We start from the raw sequence: 14,780 nt of genomic DNA, 5'->3' as shown, positions 1-14,780 counted from the left end.
CCAGGATCCCCAGCGGAATGCTCATCTTTTCCACCAACCGGTTTTCCGCTCTGTCCTACCGCGCCGATTTCATCCGGCATCCTTATGCCAACATCTCGTTTTTCGACGCCGACCGTCAACGCATCCTGTTTCACCTGTCGTTGCGCCAAGAGGGCGGCCTTGCCGTCTGCAACCGCCGCGGTGACGGGCACGACACATGGGAAAAGGAAATCCACCAGCAGGTGACACTCAACCCCGATGGCAACAAGGTCGAGTTGCGCTTTGATCCGCCCCGCATAAGCGTGTTTCTCAACGGGCGGAAAATCTTTCGCTTCGGCGCCCGGATCGGACGGCCGCGCTTTCCGGATCTGGGGCAAATCGCACTCGTCGACTATCAGGGCGGAATCCAGGCCAGCACGATCGACATGGCGCATAAGGGCGTCGAAGGCCCTGGCCTGACCCTGACCCCGCGCCTGGACCTGCGCGGACGGCTGGATCGCCAATACCGGCCCGGAGACCTGCGGCTGGAAATCGACGGTCTCTCGCCCGCGCCGGCGCTGATCACCTCGACAGACCCCGCTGGCACGGCCCTGTGGTCGGTTCTGCCGGGCCGGGTCTGGCAGGGCTGTACGGACGAGGCCCCGTTGACGGTGCGGATCATGCAGGCGGATACGGTACGCGCGCAACAGGTCCTGCACCGGGCAGGGCTGCTCGCACAGGTGCAGGCCGCCCTGGAAACCGGCGATCTGGCGGGAGACCCGGTGCTGGCCACGCAGATCATCGAACATGCACGGTTTTCCGGCATCGCCGCGCTGCTGGAACCGCCACTGCACGACCGGCTGATGCGCCTGGCCGACCAATTGGGCCTCGACCGGTTCCTGGCCCCCGGCGACCAGCCCGACGACCCGCCCCTGCCGAGCACGCCAGCGCCCGAAGACACCACGCTGCAAGAGATGCTGGCCAGTGTTGCACAGGCTCTGAACAAGGCAGATACCCCCGACGCCCTGTCCCGGCTGCTGGAGGGGCTGACGCCGCCGCCAGAAGCCATGCGCCCGCTATTTTACGCCGCGCTGGCCGAGCCGTTCTGTCGGCGCGATGCCTTCGATCTGCTGTATGCCCACGCGCAGGCACATACCGACATGGCCGCGGTGCCACCCGGCGAGGATGCCTGGTTCAATTCCGGATTGCTGCCCTATCTGCTGCGAGATTTGCGGATCGACCAGCTCTGCCAGCTTCTGCAACAACTGGTCGATGAGACCGAGCGCTGGATCATGACACCGCCGCTGGCCTGGACCATCCGCGCCGCCCTCGCCGACCCGAAGGTAACCAACGCCGAGCGCGAGAAGATCATCAACGCCTTTATCGGCTTCCTGAACCGGCGCTCCGGGGATTATTGGCAAAGAACCCCCTGCGCCCAGTTGACCAAGGCCGCCATCTCTCTGATCGCCGATTGTCCGCGCCTCAACCCGCGTCTCCACCCCTGGATCGAAGCGACGGTTCTGCAGACTTATGGGATGTCCCGCTTGTTCTGGACCCGGATCGCAGAGCGCGATGTTGCAATCTCACCGCAGCTGACCGTGGCCCGGGACGCGTTTGCAGTGCTGACCAACCCCGGCAGCACGCCCGGGATGCAGGCCGACGCGCTGGCCCTGTTCGACCGCGTCGGGTGCCCCGACGCATCGCGGATCCGGCGTGACCTGTTCGGCCCGGCCGGGCTGCCCGGCCCCGAGGCCCCCACCGTGGCCGCCCTGCTGCGGGCCGGGCTTGATCCGACCGAGGCGGCGCTGCGTCACCTGGCGGCGCCGGATAGCCCTCCGGCGGAACCCGCACTGGAGGAAACTGTCCGCCTCAGCCGCGCGAGCCTGCCCAATCTTGTCGACAGGGCTCCACATTATGCGCTGCAATGCACCACCAGCCGCCGCGCCATGGAGCTACTGGCCGCCGCCCGTGCCGGGGATGACCCGCAGGAGGGCTGCGCCGCGCTGTTGCCAGACCTCGACCGGCTCACCGATGCCGCCGCCCATTGGATCGGCGCAGGCGCGGCCCTGGGGCTTCTGAACGGGCTGCTTGATGCCGGGGCCGACAGGTCGGCAGACTGTCTGAAAACCTGGCTGAAACAGGCTCTGCACAGGGCTGAAACAAAGAAATCCGATCCTGCTGACCCGGCCCGAACCCCGGCTCTGGCGATGCCCCTGCACGCCCTGCGCCGACGCGCAGCAGCAGGTCAGATCAACGCAACGGCCAGCCTCGCCGCATTGGGGATCTCTGCTGCCACCGCGGATGTGCCCCCTGCCCTCCCGCTCGGGCCGGTCAATCCGCTCTTTGACACATTGGTTCTTGTGATCTCATGCCGCGCCAATCTCGACCGCCGCATTCCGCAATTGCGGGCGGGCTGGCTCTCGCGGCTGGAGGCATTGGGCGTGCCCTATCTGATCGTTGCTGGTGACGGGGACGGCACCATCGAGGGTGACATCCTGCACCTGGATGCGCCGGATGATTACGAGGGGCTGCCGCAGAAAAGCCTGGCCGCCATCCGCTGGGTGCATGACAACACCACCTTTGCTCATATGCTGAAGATCGACGATGACTGCTTCCTCAACCCCGAGGAATATTTCCAGTCTCTGAGCTTCCGGAAATTCGACTATTACGGTCGCACCCTGACCCGAAGCGCGGGGCAGATGGACCGGGCCTGGCATTGCACCAAATCCACCTCGGACCGGGGACGGCTGGAATTCGACAAATCCCCCGAGCCATCCAGCTATTGCGATGGCGGATCGGGATATGCGCTCAGCCGGCACGCCATGGCAACCCTGCTGAAGACCGCCGCAAGCACGACCGGCCAGGCCCTGATCCAGGTGTCCTTCATGGAGGACAAGCTGGTGGGCGATCTGCTGGCCCTGGGCGGCATCGCACCCGCCAACGAGGATTACCATATCTCGATCCGCCGCCGTGCGCAGCCCGGCGGCATCGCGGTATCGCGCTGGCTCAACGGCTTTGACGCCAGCCGGACCGCTCCGGTCAAGCTGGTGCATCTGGATGACTCCGCCACGCAGGTAGAGGCAAACCGCCGCCTGGACCAGCCGGGCCTGTTTCCCAAAAAGATCTGGCCCAGCTATCAACGCGCCAGTCTCGGCGAACAGACCAACGCGCTGGAGATGGTGAGTGATGCCGCCCGGCTCGGCCCGGCCCGCGAGGCACCCGTGGCGGTGGTGGCGGCGATGCGCAACGAAATGTTCATGCTGCCGCATTTTCTCGCCCACTATCGCGCGTTAGGGGTCGAAAGCTTTCTGATCGCTGACAATTGCTCGACCGACGGCACGCTGGAATACCTGGCCGAGCAGCCTGATGTGGCGCTGTTCTCCGTTGATACGGACTATAATCGCTCTCATTACGGCGTGGCCTGGCAACAGGCGCTGATGGCGCATTTCCGCACCGGGAAATGGTCGCTTGTTGCCGATGCGGACGAGTTGCTGACCTGGCAGGTGCCACAACGCCAAAGCCTGCCCGATCTGCTGCGGGCGCCCGCGTTCGAACATGCAGAGGCGGCGCGCATCTTCATGCTGGACATGTATCCCCAAGGCGATCTGGACACCGCCACCTTCGCCAGCGGTGATCCCTTTGCTGAGGCCGGTTTCACCGATCGCGAGCCGTTCCTGCGCAACTCCTTTGGCCGTGGTCCCTATTCCAACGCGCCGACCTGGACATCCGCCGTGCGCCACCGGCTGATCCCGGGATCGCGCAATGAACTCTTCGTGGCCCAGAAGATCGCGCTGTTTAGATATTCACCCTTCCTACGGCTCTCGGCCGGGCTGCACTATGTGGCCGGGGCACGGCTTGCCGAACGGGAACTGCTGTTCGGACATTTTAAGTACAATTCCGATTTCCGTCGCAAGGCACAGGCCGAAGTCGCCCGCCGCCAGCATTTCAACAATGCCGAAGAATACCGGAAATATCTGGCTCTGAGCTCTGAGGGGCGCGCCCGGATCTATGATCCGGACCTGTCCGTTGCCTGGACCGACAGCGAATTCGTCAAAGCGCGGCTGCTTTGACGGCAGGCGCTTCTGCCTGCAAGCGCGGGGTATTTTCCCCTGAATAGAGCCGCTTAAGCTCGCCCAGATGCCCCGTCATGGTCTGCGGGGCATGGGCGTTCTGCCAATAGCGGTCCATATCCACCTCGCCCGCCAGAAGCGCACGGATGCGATCGGCGAAACTGTCAGTGTCACCGGCGACAAACACCATGTCAGGGCAGCCCGCCAACTCGCGCGCGCCGCCCATGTCGCTGGTCAGCAGCGGAATGTGGCGGGCATGCATCTCGATCGCGACCTGGGGCAGGTTATCCTCCCACAGAACCGGGATCAGCCCGACATCCACATCGCGCAGCAGATCGTCCAGCCCGTCATGGCTGTAACCATCCAGATGCGCCACGCCACCCAACCGCACCTTGAGCAGTTCCAGCCGTCGCATCGCCTCACCCTCGCCGCGCCGCGCCGCCACAACCAGACGCACCTGCCCGGCCAGTTCGGGCGGCAGCGCCTCCAGCGCGTCCAGCAGGAAAAAGAACCCCTTGTCCCGGCGCATATAGCCCAGGAACCCCAGCGTCAGGGCGGTCTTCGACTTGGGGAGCGACGCCGCAGGCTTGGTCTCGACAAACGCTTCGGCCTGCTTGGTGCCGATATAGCTGGTGTGCAGAATCTCGGGACGCACCCCGTAGCTCCGCGCGATCTCGCAGACCCTGTCCGAGACGCCCAGTACGAGATCGCAATGGGTGTTGATCTGATTGATAAACCCCTGGCGCCGCTCGGCGAAACCGGAGGCGCGCGCCGGTGTGAGAGCCGGCGTTTGGCGCAAGCTGCGCTGCAGACGGCCGACAAGACGGCCGGTGCGGTGCGCGACCCGGAACAATTGGTGGAACAGCAGGTCGAAACTGCGCATACCGGGGCGGATACCGGCGCGTTTCAACCGATAGGCCACTGCATTGGCCGCCCGGATCAACCGCTCGTCATGTTTGTGGATCAGGCAGCTGCCGCATTTGGCCCCCCCCTTGAAATCGCTGCAGGCGCGTTTTTCCTGATGCCACAGATTCACCTGCGGACAGACCGGGTAATAATTATGCAGCGACAGGATCACTTTCGTATCCGGAAAGCGGGCCTTGATCTCCAGCACATCCGCAGGAAGCCCTTCGAGATTGTGAAAATGGATCACGTCATAAGGGCCGGTCTTTTTGACAAAGTCGAAAAACGCATCCCGCGTCGGCGCATGCGTCAGCTGGGCCGGGTTGCCAAAGGAATGATGCGACGGTGACAGCACGCCGGAATTGACGATCTCGTAGCGGTTTTCGCTATTTTCCTTCGATCCGTGCCGCACCTGCTCCCAGCGGGGTTTTCTTGCTACAAGATCGTAAGAGATGCCCGAGGACAGAAAGACCGGCTGGACCTGCTTGCGAGACCCAAGCGCCGTCATCAGATTGCGCAGATAAACCGACACCCCGCCGCCGCGTTTTTCGTCATCAAGGTAATCGACCCAGTTGTAAAAAAGTATCTTCATTTTTTGAGATCTTGTTTCAATCTGTTTTCCAGCGCTTCTATTCGCTGTTCGACGGATATCTCCGTCTTGTTCAGACGCTGCCGCAATGCATGTATTTCCATCAGAAGAAATTTGGTCAGTTGCCGCGCCTCCTTCAGCGCCGGATCTTCGTCGAGGGTAAGCCCGTTCCAGAAACTGTCCACATCCACCGCATTCCCGGGCAAGCTGCGCAAAAGCTGCAGCCCCGCCTCGGCACGGGTCGTGATATCCTGCTGCGTCACAGGCGGGCGGATATGCAGGCTATCCTGAGTATCAAGCAGCTTTGAGACCCGTTTTTGCGTCCACTCGGCCACAGGTTTTGGCAGGTTTGCCCCCCCGATTATCTGCGCAAGCGCCATTTCTTCGGCTGACAATCTTGGATTGGGGTCTTGCTTGGGATAACGAACCCCTTTGTCAGGCAAACTGATCCCAAGAGTGGACAGAAAATCCGCATAAAGCGCCTTGGAATCCTTGCTGCCTTCCACATAGGGGCGCACGATGACGGCCTCGGGGCCGAACACATCGATCCATGGCTTCAGCGCAAGCCCGTAATCGAAATGCACCTCCTCCATGATCCCGTACACGGTTTCATCGAAATCGAGAACCGGCTCGCCCATTTTGACCAGTTGGTTATACCAGGACTGAAGATGCGCCTGCGGCTGGCGCAGATAGGCGATGATCCGGATGTCGATATCCTGCCCCAGCGCGGCGACCTCAGAGAGGATTTTCTGAGCATCCGGATAGGCCCCCACGCGCATCAACTCTTCCGTGCTGGCCAGCAACCGCGGATGTGGGCTGGCACGGACGGCATCAAAAAACGCGGACCATACATCCCTGGGACTGTCCTTGAAGGGGTACCCGTGCATCAACCGGGTCACACCGATCGCCTTATAGATCGAGAATGCAAGATAGGAATGCTTGCAAAACCACCGGCGATGCTCGACATATTCAATCCCGTGCTTGGCCAGCAAACGCGGATTTTCCTCCAGAAACACCTGCAGGGCAGAGGTTCCCGTCTTGAAATGCCCTATATGTAAGTAGAGCGTTTTTTTTTGCTTTTTCTTGCTTTTGAACACTGCCTTGCCAATCACTTGAAAACAGGAGGCTGTATGCCGTTAGATTGCCGGATAATCTCAGCGCGGTTTGACCGCTGATTGAGTCACCAACACAACTCGGGGTTCATTGCATCAATTCATGATGGAGTTCAATTGCCTCTTCCAGGTCATCAAAATAAGAAATCCGGCCATCGGCCAGCACAATCCCTGCATCACAGAACGCCCGCAGCTGTCCCATCTCGTGACTGACCAGAATCGCGCTGGAGGTGCGCATGCGTTCGGCAAACAAAGCACGGCTTTTACGGCGAAACGAAACGTCGCCCACCGCCGTCACCTCATCCACCAGATAAGTGTCGAACCGGATGCCCATTGAGGCACCGAAAGTCAGCCGCGACTTCATGCCGCTGGAATAGCTGCGCACCGGCATATGAAAATATCGCCCCAACTCGGCGAAATCATCAACAAAAGCCAGCAGGCTGTCAGTATCCACGCCGTAGATTCGGGCGATGAAGCGGACATTCTGCGCGCCGGTCAGATCGCCATGGAATGACCCGCCAAACCCCACCGGCCAGGAAATGCGGCCATCGCTGACGATGCGGCCGCTATCGGGGCGCATGGTGCCGGCCAACATCCGCAGCAGGGTGGATTTGCCCGCTCCGTTGCGCCCCAGCAGCGCCAGCGACTTGCCCGTGGGCAGGGTGGCGTTGAGATTGTCGATGACAACCCGGCGCTGCCCCTGGACCTGGAAGCTCTTGGTCAGGTTCTCGAAACGGATCATGGCGCCGCTCTTTCCGACATGACGCCCCTGCCCCTCAGCCCCGGTCCCGGATGCTGTAATAGATCAGCGCCAGGATCGACCAGAGCATCACCAGGAACACCACCGCCAGTCCCAGCAGGATGAAGCGGCGCGGAAACTCCGAGCTCTGCGCGAAGGTCGGCTTGATATAGGTGGCCAGATAGCGGCTCTGACGAGCGGCATTGTCGCGCGCCACGTCCAGCGCGGTCAGCGCCACCCGGTAGGTTTCCTCGGCAAACTGACGGTCGACGCTGAGGCTTTCATATTCGGCGATCAGCGAGGGGTAATCCTCGCCCACCGCGCCCAGTTCGGTGCTGTCGGAGGCGAAGGTCTGCCGCTCGGCGGCGATGCGTTCGCGGATCACATCGATCCGGCGCTGCGCATTGGTCAGGCGCGGGTCGTTCTCCAGCGTGGTGCCGCGCAGCAGATCATGGGCGATCAGCGCCTCGGCCAGCGCCTGTTGCAGATTGTGCATTACCCCCATGCGGCCCTGGATATCGGCCCCGGGATCGACGATGCGGGTGCGGGTGCGAAACTCGGTCAGCGCCTCGCGCGCAGCTTTGAGCTGGATGATGGTTTCGTCCAGATCCTCGCGCGCATAGCGCATCGCATCCTCTCGGGCCTGATCACTCAGCGCATTGATCATGTCCTGGCTTTCGCGCACGATTTCCTCTGCCACCCGCTGCGCGAAATCGGGATCAAAGGCCAGCACGCGCAATTCGATCAGCCCGGTCGACTGGTCGTAAGATATCCGCACGATCCGCTGCCAGAACCAGACGAGATCCTCAAGCGTGGCATCGGGCCAAATCGAGAACATCCAGTCCCGCGGCCAATAGGTCGCGTAATGGGCGCGCAGATCAAGCCGGGCATCGATCGCCTCGACGATTTCCTGGCTCTGGATGAATTCATAGAGGATATCGCTGTCCACGCCGGTACTGCTGCCAGTGGCAAACTGCGCGAACCCGCCCAGCAGGTCCGAGGCCGACCCGCCTTCTTCCGAGCGCACCGTGAACGCAGTGGTGGAGGAATACTGATCCTCGGCCTGTGTCCAGAGGTAATAGGTCAACCCGACCAGCGGCAGCAGCACGATCAGCGCAAAACTCAGCATCAGACCCCAGTGACGCTGCTTCATGGTGGCAGGCTGCGCCAGCGGTCGCACGGTGACCTGAGGTTGCGGCACCGGCTTTTTGGGCCCGGATTGCCCCCCCGGCTTAGGCTGCGGCCGCGCTGCGGCCGGACCGGCTGGTCCACCACCCTGTCCCGACTTTCCACCCGGGCCCGGATTGGGAACGGCGGTCAGTTTCGGCTGTCCTGCGGGTTTGCCGCCTTGTGCCGCGGGCTGTTTCCGCGTTTTTTTCCGGCCAGATGCTCCGGCTTTCTTTTCTGCGCCGTCCACGGATTTGACCCCTGCTTTGCTCGCATCTGCGTCTTGTGTCATGCGCGTCCTGTTCCGACCCGAAGGCATTTGAATTCCATATCTGTTTCTTACATAATCGGGCGGGCACGCACAGGCCAAAACGAGACGATGCGCATATGTCTGCCTCCTCCGACCCAGGAATGCACGCGATGGAACCGGGGCAGGGCACAGCCCACCGCTGGACCTCGCCGCGCACGATCACAGCCCTTATTCTGCGCGAGATGTCGACCCGTTACGGGCGCAATCCCGGCGGCTATATCTGGGCGATTCTGGAACCGCTTGGGATCATCGTGATCCTCAGCTTCGGGTTTTCCCTGCTGATGCGCAGCCCGTCGCTGGGCAACAGTTTCCTGTTGTTTTATGCCTCGGGCTATCTGGTGTTCAATCTGTACCAGAACCTGTCCCTGACCGTTTCGAAGGCGATCAGGTTTTCACGCCCGCTGCTGATGTATCCGGTGGTCACTTGGGTGGATGCGATCCTGGCCCGGTTCATTCTCAACCTGCTGACCAGCCTGCTGGTCACCTATATCCTGATCACCGGCATTCTTGCGACCGTTGACAGCCGAGCTGTGCTGGAGATGGGACCGATTGCCGAGGCGCTGGCGCTGGCCGCCCTGTTGGGGCTGGGGGTCGGCACGCTGAACTGCGCCATCGGTGGTCTCTATCCGACCTATGAGTTGATCTGGTCTATCGCGACGCGACCACTTTTTTTGGTCTCGGGCATTTTCTACATCTATGAAGACATGCCTCAGAACGTCCAGGATGTGTTGTGGTACAATCCGCTGATCCATATCACCGGCCTGATGCGCTCGGGGATCTACCCGACCTACCATCCGCTCTATATCAGCGAAATATTCATCCTGATCATCAGCCTGTCGACTCTGCTGATGGGTCTGATCCTGCTGGGCCGCTACCATCGGGACATTCTGAACCGCTGACCGAGCCTCCGGCCAGAGCCAGGACCTCGCCATGGCTGAGCTCTGTGTTCCGTGCTGCCGCATCCCGCAGCGCCCGGCGCAGCAGGCGCAGATAGAGGGGCTTGTCCGCCCCGTAACGCCCGCCCGCCAGATGCCATTTCAACCCAAGCAGCGGCAGCAGGAGCCAGAAAAGCACCGGTGCTGCCGCGCGATACATGAGCAGCCGGTTGCGGCAGAAATAATAGACCTTCCACAAGGGGCGGATGGTTTGTGGGCCTTGCGCCTCGAACGTGCTGAAATCATGTTCGAACCGCAGCGCCGGATCGAACAGGATATTCCAGCCCCGGCGGCGCAGAGTCAGCGTGTAGATCACGTCATCGCCATAAAGAAACAGCCCAGGATCGGGATATCCGCTGTCCTCAACGATCTGCCGGGACAAAAAGAGACCTACGAACGAGGTCAGATCGATGGGGCAGGGGACCTCCACATCATAAGCGCTGTGTGGGATGTGATAACCGTCGCGTCCCCGGGTCAGTGTGCGCAGGAAAAGGGCAGGCGACCAGAACGGGTTACACGAGGGCCGGTTCATCTCGCAGATGCGACCATCGGGAAAATAGACCGCTGCGGCATAGGCGGTATCGGGGCTGCGGGGGGAGTTGTGAAACCGGGCCAGCGTATCCGGCGCGGGACAGGCATCGTCATCCATCACCACCAGCCAGTCCGGGTCCAGATGCTGCATGGCGTGGCGCAACCCCCGCTCGAACCCGCCGGCGCCGCCGATATTTTCTGCGCTAGCAATCGCAGTCAGCCGAGGGTCCCGCTGGGTATCCAGCCATTTGTCCGTCCCATCCGAACAGGCATTGTCCACCACCACAACCGCCTGCAGATGTGCCGGGTCTACGGCCAGAAGCCGGGCCAGTGTCGGTTTGAGTTTGGCAAGTCGGTTATGGGTTACCACCACCGCCACCAAGCGGCCCACTCCAGGCTGAGAACCTGCGGTCATTCAGGGATTGCTCCATGTCATTTCACACCAGCAAGGGCCACAATTTCACCCCCCTGTCAAACCGGTCGCGCGGCCGCAATGTTTCGCGCGCGAAACATCTCCGTAACCATCAACGGGATCGCAGCCAGCTTTGTAACGCCTCTGCAAGCTCCTCCGAGACTTCGTCCCCCACCAGCTCAATACGGCTCTGATCCGGGATGAAACGCAGTTCCAGCCCCTCGGAAACCCGTGCCACGATGCGTTCTCCGCCAGCGACACGCACACGTGGACGGGCGGGCGGAACCGATGGTTCCGGCGCAGGGGGGAGAGCAGAGGAGGGTTGCCGTTCGGCCACCGCATCGGCCAATATCCGCATTTCCGAGGCGGCGCTGTCGCGCGGGGTGTTACGCAGCCGATCCTTCAGCGCATCGCCAAAGCCAGGGTCGCGCACCAGTTCCCGCGCCAGCGCAAGGCCCAGCTTCTCGCTGATGGCGGACGGGAAATAGAGCGTGTCGTCAAAGGCGTCGACCAGGGTGATGAAGGTGCCGATCTTGGAGCGTTTGGAGCGGGCCGCATTGGCATAAAGCCCCTGCAAAGCCAGGCGCTGGTTGGGATAGACGCCTTCCTTCATCGCGCGCACGGCAATGCGGGCGCGTTCGTAATGGCTGAGATTCACCCGGATCTCGTTTTCCTCGACCATCGCCACGTAAGAGTCCTGCGAGGTTTCAGGCTGGATCACCATCGCCCGCACGGTAGCGAACTTCGGATCGGAGGTTTCCTTGTACAGCCGCCGCAGCGCGGTCAGCCGCCGCCAGCCCGAGATCAGGCCATGGGTGCGCCCTCCAGCAGGATCGGGGAGCACCACCACTTCGATGGGCATCTGCTGGCCTCGGGCGCGCAGACTGTCGGTCAGCGCGGTCATCTCCTCTTCGTCCTGCACCAGACGGTCGCGCACCAGATGGCGCTCGTCGATCACGTCAAGCGGCAAGAGCTCGATCATACGGCCTTCAGCGCGGGCGTCTTGCAAGGCTTGGGTCACCTCTTCCAGCGCAGCGGTAGTCGAGGCCTCCCCCGCCACCTGCGCGATCGGTGCTGCCGACATCCCCAGTGGCATCGCTTTGGTCTCGGGTGCCGCCCCGATACCGAGATAGCCGGGTTGTGCCGGGGTCAGTCGCTTGCGTTTCGCCATTCTTCAGATCTCCTTATTAGAGCCTGTTATTCCGCTGCCTGCTGCGCTTCGAGTTCCCCACGCCGCCAAATGCCCAGCAAGAGGCGCTTGAAGGCGGCATAGGTGGCATCGAAGGTCTCGCGCCCGCGGGCATAAGTTTCGCGGTTGAAATCGCGGTAATCGGCCTCGTAGATGCCGTTCACCTGTTCCCCGGCCTGCCCGATCAGCGCGGTGAAATCCTGTTTATGCGGGCTCAGCACCTTGCCCAGATAGGCCTGCATCAGCCCCGACAACTCGCCCTGCTGCGCCCCGTCATAGCGGGTGATCACCGCGCGCACCGCATCCCATTCAAAACCGATCTCGGGGCGGCCAAGCGCACGGGCGGCAACATTCTCGCCCTCTTCAATGCTGGCGAAAGTGGAATGCAGCATGTCGAAGAAGCGCCCGGTGGAATCAAACTCCAGAAAAGACGCGCCCAGAGGCACCAGCAGGATATCCGCCGCCGCTAGACCGTTGATGGTCAGGTAACCGAGGGCAGGGGGGGTGTCGATGAAGACGAGATCATAGGCGTCCAGCACCCCGTCCGCCTCCAGCCGGTCGGTGAGCGCGTCCCAGAGCTTCCAGCCGCGCGCCTGCATACGCCAGACCGGCACCTGAAACTCGGCCCAATAGAGGTTCAGTTGTGCCCCGATCAGGTCGATATTGGGCCAGTGAGTGCTCTGGATCAGGTCCTGCGCGGTCATGCCCATCGCCGCACTCAGTGCGTCATCCAACGGCTGGGGCGGGTCGCCCCGGTCGAGACGGCGCTGGTTCTCGGTGCGCAGATATTCACCGTAATGGCGCGCCAGCAGCGGGAAGGCAGTCTGCCATTCATCCTCGACCTGACCGCCAAAGATCGAGGTCATCGAGCCCTGACTGTCCAGATCGATCACCAGCACCCGGTAGCCATCCAAAGCGGCTGACATGGCCAGATGCGCCGCGGTGCTGGTCTTGCCCACACCGCCCTTGAAATTGGCCACTGCTACCATCTTGGCGGGCTGTCCGGCGGGACGATAAGGCAGGTAGTTCTTGGCCTTTGACCCTTGAGCCCCGAAGAAGGCGCGCAGACGCAGCACCTCATCAAGGGTGAACCATTTGGCGCCGCCCTCGGTTTCTGATCGGCCCTGGGGCAGGTCGGGATTCTGTTTCAGCACGCGGCGGAAATGGGCTTGGGCCACCGGGATCAGATAGCGGGTGATCTCCCAAGTTGAAAACAGGCGCAGGTCTTTGCGCCCCTCTTCGTTGAGGCCCCGGCTGGCCAGATCGGCACGGCCCTGAGCACAGGCGCGGGCAATCTCGGCAAAGCCGCCTGTCTCTGTGGGTAAGTCGAGTTCTGCCAGTGCGGCATCGGGGTCGATGTTGAAATAGGGAGGAAGGAACGGGGTGTCCTTGGCCATGATTTTCTGCTCGATGTTATACGTTTTCCCCATGATACCGAAAAACACGTCACATGGAAGAAAAACCATCACAAGACGTGATTTTTCTCAGGAAAATAAGGGGATGCTGATGCCTTTATAGCGCAGATTCCGGCGATTTGCGTTTTTTTTAGAGTGTTAGAATCGTGTTATTTATAGTTACGGCATTGTGCTGCTTTATTTTTTCTCTTTTGTTTCAAGCGCTTTATGCCTTTCCGATGGCTCTGTGCGACTCTGAAACCCCGATAAAGTGACTCCGAACCCCCGATCGGGCGATTCCGAACCCCCGTTGCGAGGACCTGTGGATAACTCTAGGCTGGGTGTCACTAAAACCACGAAAGATTCCCGGACCGGAAAACCGGCCGGAGACAGGCCCCATCAAGAGGGCCGAAGCATTGAGGCGACGATGAGTAAGGCAGTGACAGGCGGGGCAGGGGGGTTACTCCCTGACCGGACACGGCAGGGCGATTTTTTCCTCTGCGATATTTTCGATGCGATCCCCAAGGATGACATCGCCAGCATGGAACATCCGCTGTTCTCGCTGGCGACCCGGCCCGACCGGCGCATCCTGAGCTATACCCATAACGGGGCCGAGATCACGGTGACCCCCAGCGTCAAGGGGCTGGCCACGATCCATGACAAGGACATCCTGATCTTCTGCATCAGCCAGTTGATGGCGGCGATCAATGCGGGGCGCGCGGTCAGCCGGACGGTGCATCTGAAGGCGCATGATCTGCTGATGGCGACCAATCGCGAAACCTCCGGCGATGCCTATCGGCGGCTGCGCGAGGCGTTCGAGCGGCTGGCCGGCACCCGCATCACCACCAATATCGTCACCGGCGAGCAGGAGACCACCACCGGCTTCGGCCTGATCGAGCGCTGGGAGATCGTGCGCAAGACACGCGGTGGACGGATGGTCAGCGTGGCGGTGACGCTCAGCGACTGGCTGTACCGCGCGGTGCTCAGCAAATCGGTGCTGACGCTCAGCCGCGATTACTTCCGGCTCAGGAAACCGCTGGAGCGGCGGATCTATGAACTGGCGCGCAAACATTGCGGGCGCCAGCCAGCCTGGACGGTGTCGGTGGACACGCTCTTGAAGAAATCCGGCTCCGCATCGCCGCGCCGGGTCTTCCGCAAGATGCTGCGCGACATGATCGCGGCCGACCACCTGCCCGATTACGAGATGCGCGAAGAGGCGGGCGACCTGATCCGGTTCGCACCGCGCGGCGGCCTGATCGAGAGCGAGGCCCGCCCGCCGGTTCTGTCGGAAGAGACCTATGCCCAGGCCCGCGCGCTGATCCCCGGCGCGGATGTCTATGGGCTGGAGGCAGAATGGCGCGGCGTCTGGATCCGCTCGGGCGCGCCACGGCTGCGCAAGCCGGATGCCGCTTTTCTGGGCTGGGTGAAGAAGCGGGCAGGGGGGTAGCGTTGTTGAAAACAGCCCGGCCTG

At 61.9% G+C, this 14,780-nt stretch carries 10 protein-coding genes; 3 read left to right on the top strand and 7 right to left on the bottom strand.

Features of this window, described 5'->3' with window-relative positions:
* Nucleotides 1-17: 17 nt before the first annotated feature.
* Complete coding sequence (locus AB1E34_RS19665) at nucleotides 18-4,028, top strand: glycosyltransferase family 2 protein (RefSeq protein ID WP_372574018.1); 4,011 nt, start codon at nucleotides 18-20, stop codon at nucleotides 4,026-4,028.
* Here the strand turns inward: AB1E34_RS19665 and AB1E34_RS19660 are convergent.
* From AB1E34_RS19660 to AB1E34_RS19645, 4 genes are all read right to left on the bottom strand, one after another.
* Nucleotides 4,009-5,523, bottom strand: a complete 1,515-nt coding sequence (locus AB1E34_RS19660; protein ID WP_372574017.1) for a glycosyltransferase — start codon at nucleotides 5,521-5,523, stop codon at nucleotides 4,009-4,011. The two genes, AB1E34_RS19665 and AB1E34_RS19660, sit on opposite strands and share 20 nt — an antisense overlap.
* Nucleotides 5,520-6,536 carry a hypothetical protein gene (locus tag AB1E34_RS19655; RefSeq protein WP_372574016.1) on the bottom strand — a complete coding sequence of 339 codons (1,017 nt, stop codon included), beginning with the start codon at nucleotides 6,534-6,536 and terminating at the stop codon, nucleotides 5,520-5,522. Before AB1E34_RS19655 ends, AB1E34_RS19660 begins: the two co-directional genes overlap by 4 nt.
* A gap of 184 nt (nucleotides 6,537-6,720) precedes the next feature.
* Nucleotides 6,721-7,374: an ABC transporter ATP-binding protein gene (locus tag AB1E34_RS19650; protein WP_372574015.1), complete on the bottom strand. Its 654-nt coding sequence runs from the start codon at nucleotides 7,372-7,374 to the stop codon at nucleotides 6,721-6,723.
* Nucleotides 7,375-7,408: 34 nt separating this feature from the next.
* On the bottom strand, nucleotides 7,409-8,830 hold the full coding sequence (locus AB1E34_RS19645) for a KpsE/RkpR family capsule polysaccharide export protein (protein ID WP_372574014.1): 1,422 nt from the start codon (nucleotides 8,828-8,830) through the stop codon (nucleotides 7,409-7,411).
* A 95-nt stretch (nucleotides 8,831-8,925) separates the two neighbouring features.
* Between AB1E34_RS19645 and AB1E34_RS19640 the strand changes: the two genes are divergently transcribed.
* Entirely contained in the window at nucleotides 8,926-9,747 is an 822-nt protein-coding gene (locus AB1E34_RS19640) for an ABC transporter permease (RefSeq protein WP_372574013.1), read from the top strand.
* On the opposite strand, the gene AB1E34_RS19635 is transcribed toward AB1E34_RS19640, so the two are convergent.
* The 3 genes from AB1E34_RS19635 to AB1E34_RS19625 all read right to left on the bottom strand — a co-directional run bounded on the left by AB1E34_RS19635 (nucleotide 9,677) and on the right by AB1E34_RS19625 (nucleotide 13,345).
* Entirely contained in the window at nucleotides 9,677-10,729 is a 1,053-nt protein-coding gene (locus AB1E34_RS19635; RefSeq protein ID WP_372574012.1) for a glycosyltransferase, read from the bottom strand. The genes AB1E34_RS19640 and AB1E34_RS19635 overlap by 71 nt on opposite strands.
* A gap of 109 nt (nucleotides 10,730-10,838) precedes the next feature.
* A complete protein-coding gene (locus AB1E34_RS19630) occupies nucleotides 10,839-11,897 on the bottom strand; it encodes a ParB/RepB/Spo0J family partition protein (protein ID WP_372574011.1) in 1,059 nt (352 codons plus the stop codon).
* A 26-nt stretch (nucleotides 11,898-11,923) separates the two neighbouring features.
* Nucleotides 11,924-13,345, bottom strand: a complete 1,422-nt coding sequence (locus AB1E34_RS19625) for an AAA family ATPase (protein WP_372574010.1) — start codon at nucleotides 13,343-13,345, stop codon at nucleotides 11,924-11,926.
* Between the two features lie 391 nt (nucleotides 13,346-13,736).
* Here AB1E34_RS19625 and AB1E34_RS19620 point away from each other — a divergent pair, with 391 nt between their 5' ends.
* The gene (locus AB1E34_RS19620; protein ID WP_372574009.1) at nucleotides 13,737-14,756 is read left to right on the top strand and encodes a replication initiator protein A; all 1,020 of its coding nucleotides are present in this window, start codon (nucleotides 13,737-13,739) and stop codon (nucleotides 14,754-14,756) included.
* Nucleotides 14,757-14,780 lie beyond the last annotated feature (24 nt).

The organism is Ruegeria jejuensis (assembly GCF_041537905.1).
Classification (GTDB): Bacteria; Pseudomonadota; Alphaproteobacteria; order Rhodobacterales; family Rhodobacteraceae; genus Ruegeria_C.
Note: the sequence above shows the minus strand (reverse complement) of the source record. Positions and strands in the feature narration are given on the sequence as shown.

Coding starts and splice junctions, on each gene's coding strand:
- AB1E34_RS19665 (WP_372574018.1), top strand. CDS start 18: ATGCTCATCTTTTCCACCAACCGGTTTTCCGCTCTGTCCTACCGCGCC.
- AB1E34_RS19660 (WP_372574017.1), bottom strand. CDS start 5,523: ATGAAGATACTTTTTTACAACTGGGTCGATTACCTTGATGACGAAAAA.
- AB1E34_RS19650 (WP_372574015.1), bottom strand. CDS start 7,374: ATGATCCGTTTCGAGAACCTGACCAAGAGCTTCCAGGTCCAGGGGCAG.
- AB1E34_RS19645 (WP_372574014.1), bottom strand. CDS start 8,830: ATGACACAAGACGCAGATGCGAGCAAAGCAGGGGTCAAATCCGTGGAC.
- AB1E34_RS19640 (WP_372574013.1), top strand. CDS start 8,926: ATGTCTGCCTCCTCCGACCCAGGAATGCACGCGATGGAACCGGGGCAG.
- AB1E34_RS19635 (WP_372574012.1), bottom strand. CDS start 10,729: ATGACCGCAGGTTCTCAGCCTGGAGTGGGCCGCTTGGTGGCGGTGGTG.
- AB1E34_RS19630 (WP_372574011.1), bottom strand. CDS start 11,897: ATGGCGAAACGCAAGCGACTGACCCCGGCACAACCCGGCTATCTCGGT.
- AB1E34_RS19625 (WP_372574010.1), bottom strand. CDS start 13,345: ATGGGGAAAACGTATAACATCGAGCAGAAAATCATGGCCAAGGACACC.
- AB1E34_RS19620 (WP_372574009.1), top strand. CDS start 13,737: ATGAGTAAGGCAGTGACAGGCGGGGCAGGGGGGTTACTCCCTGACCGG.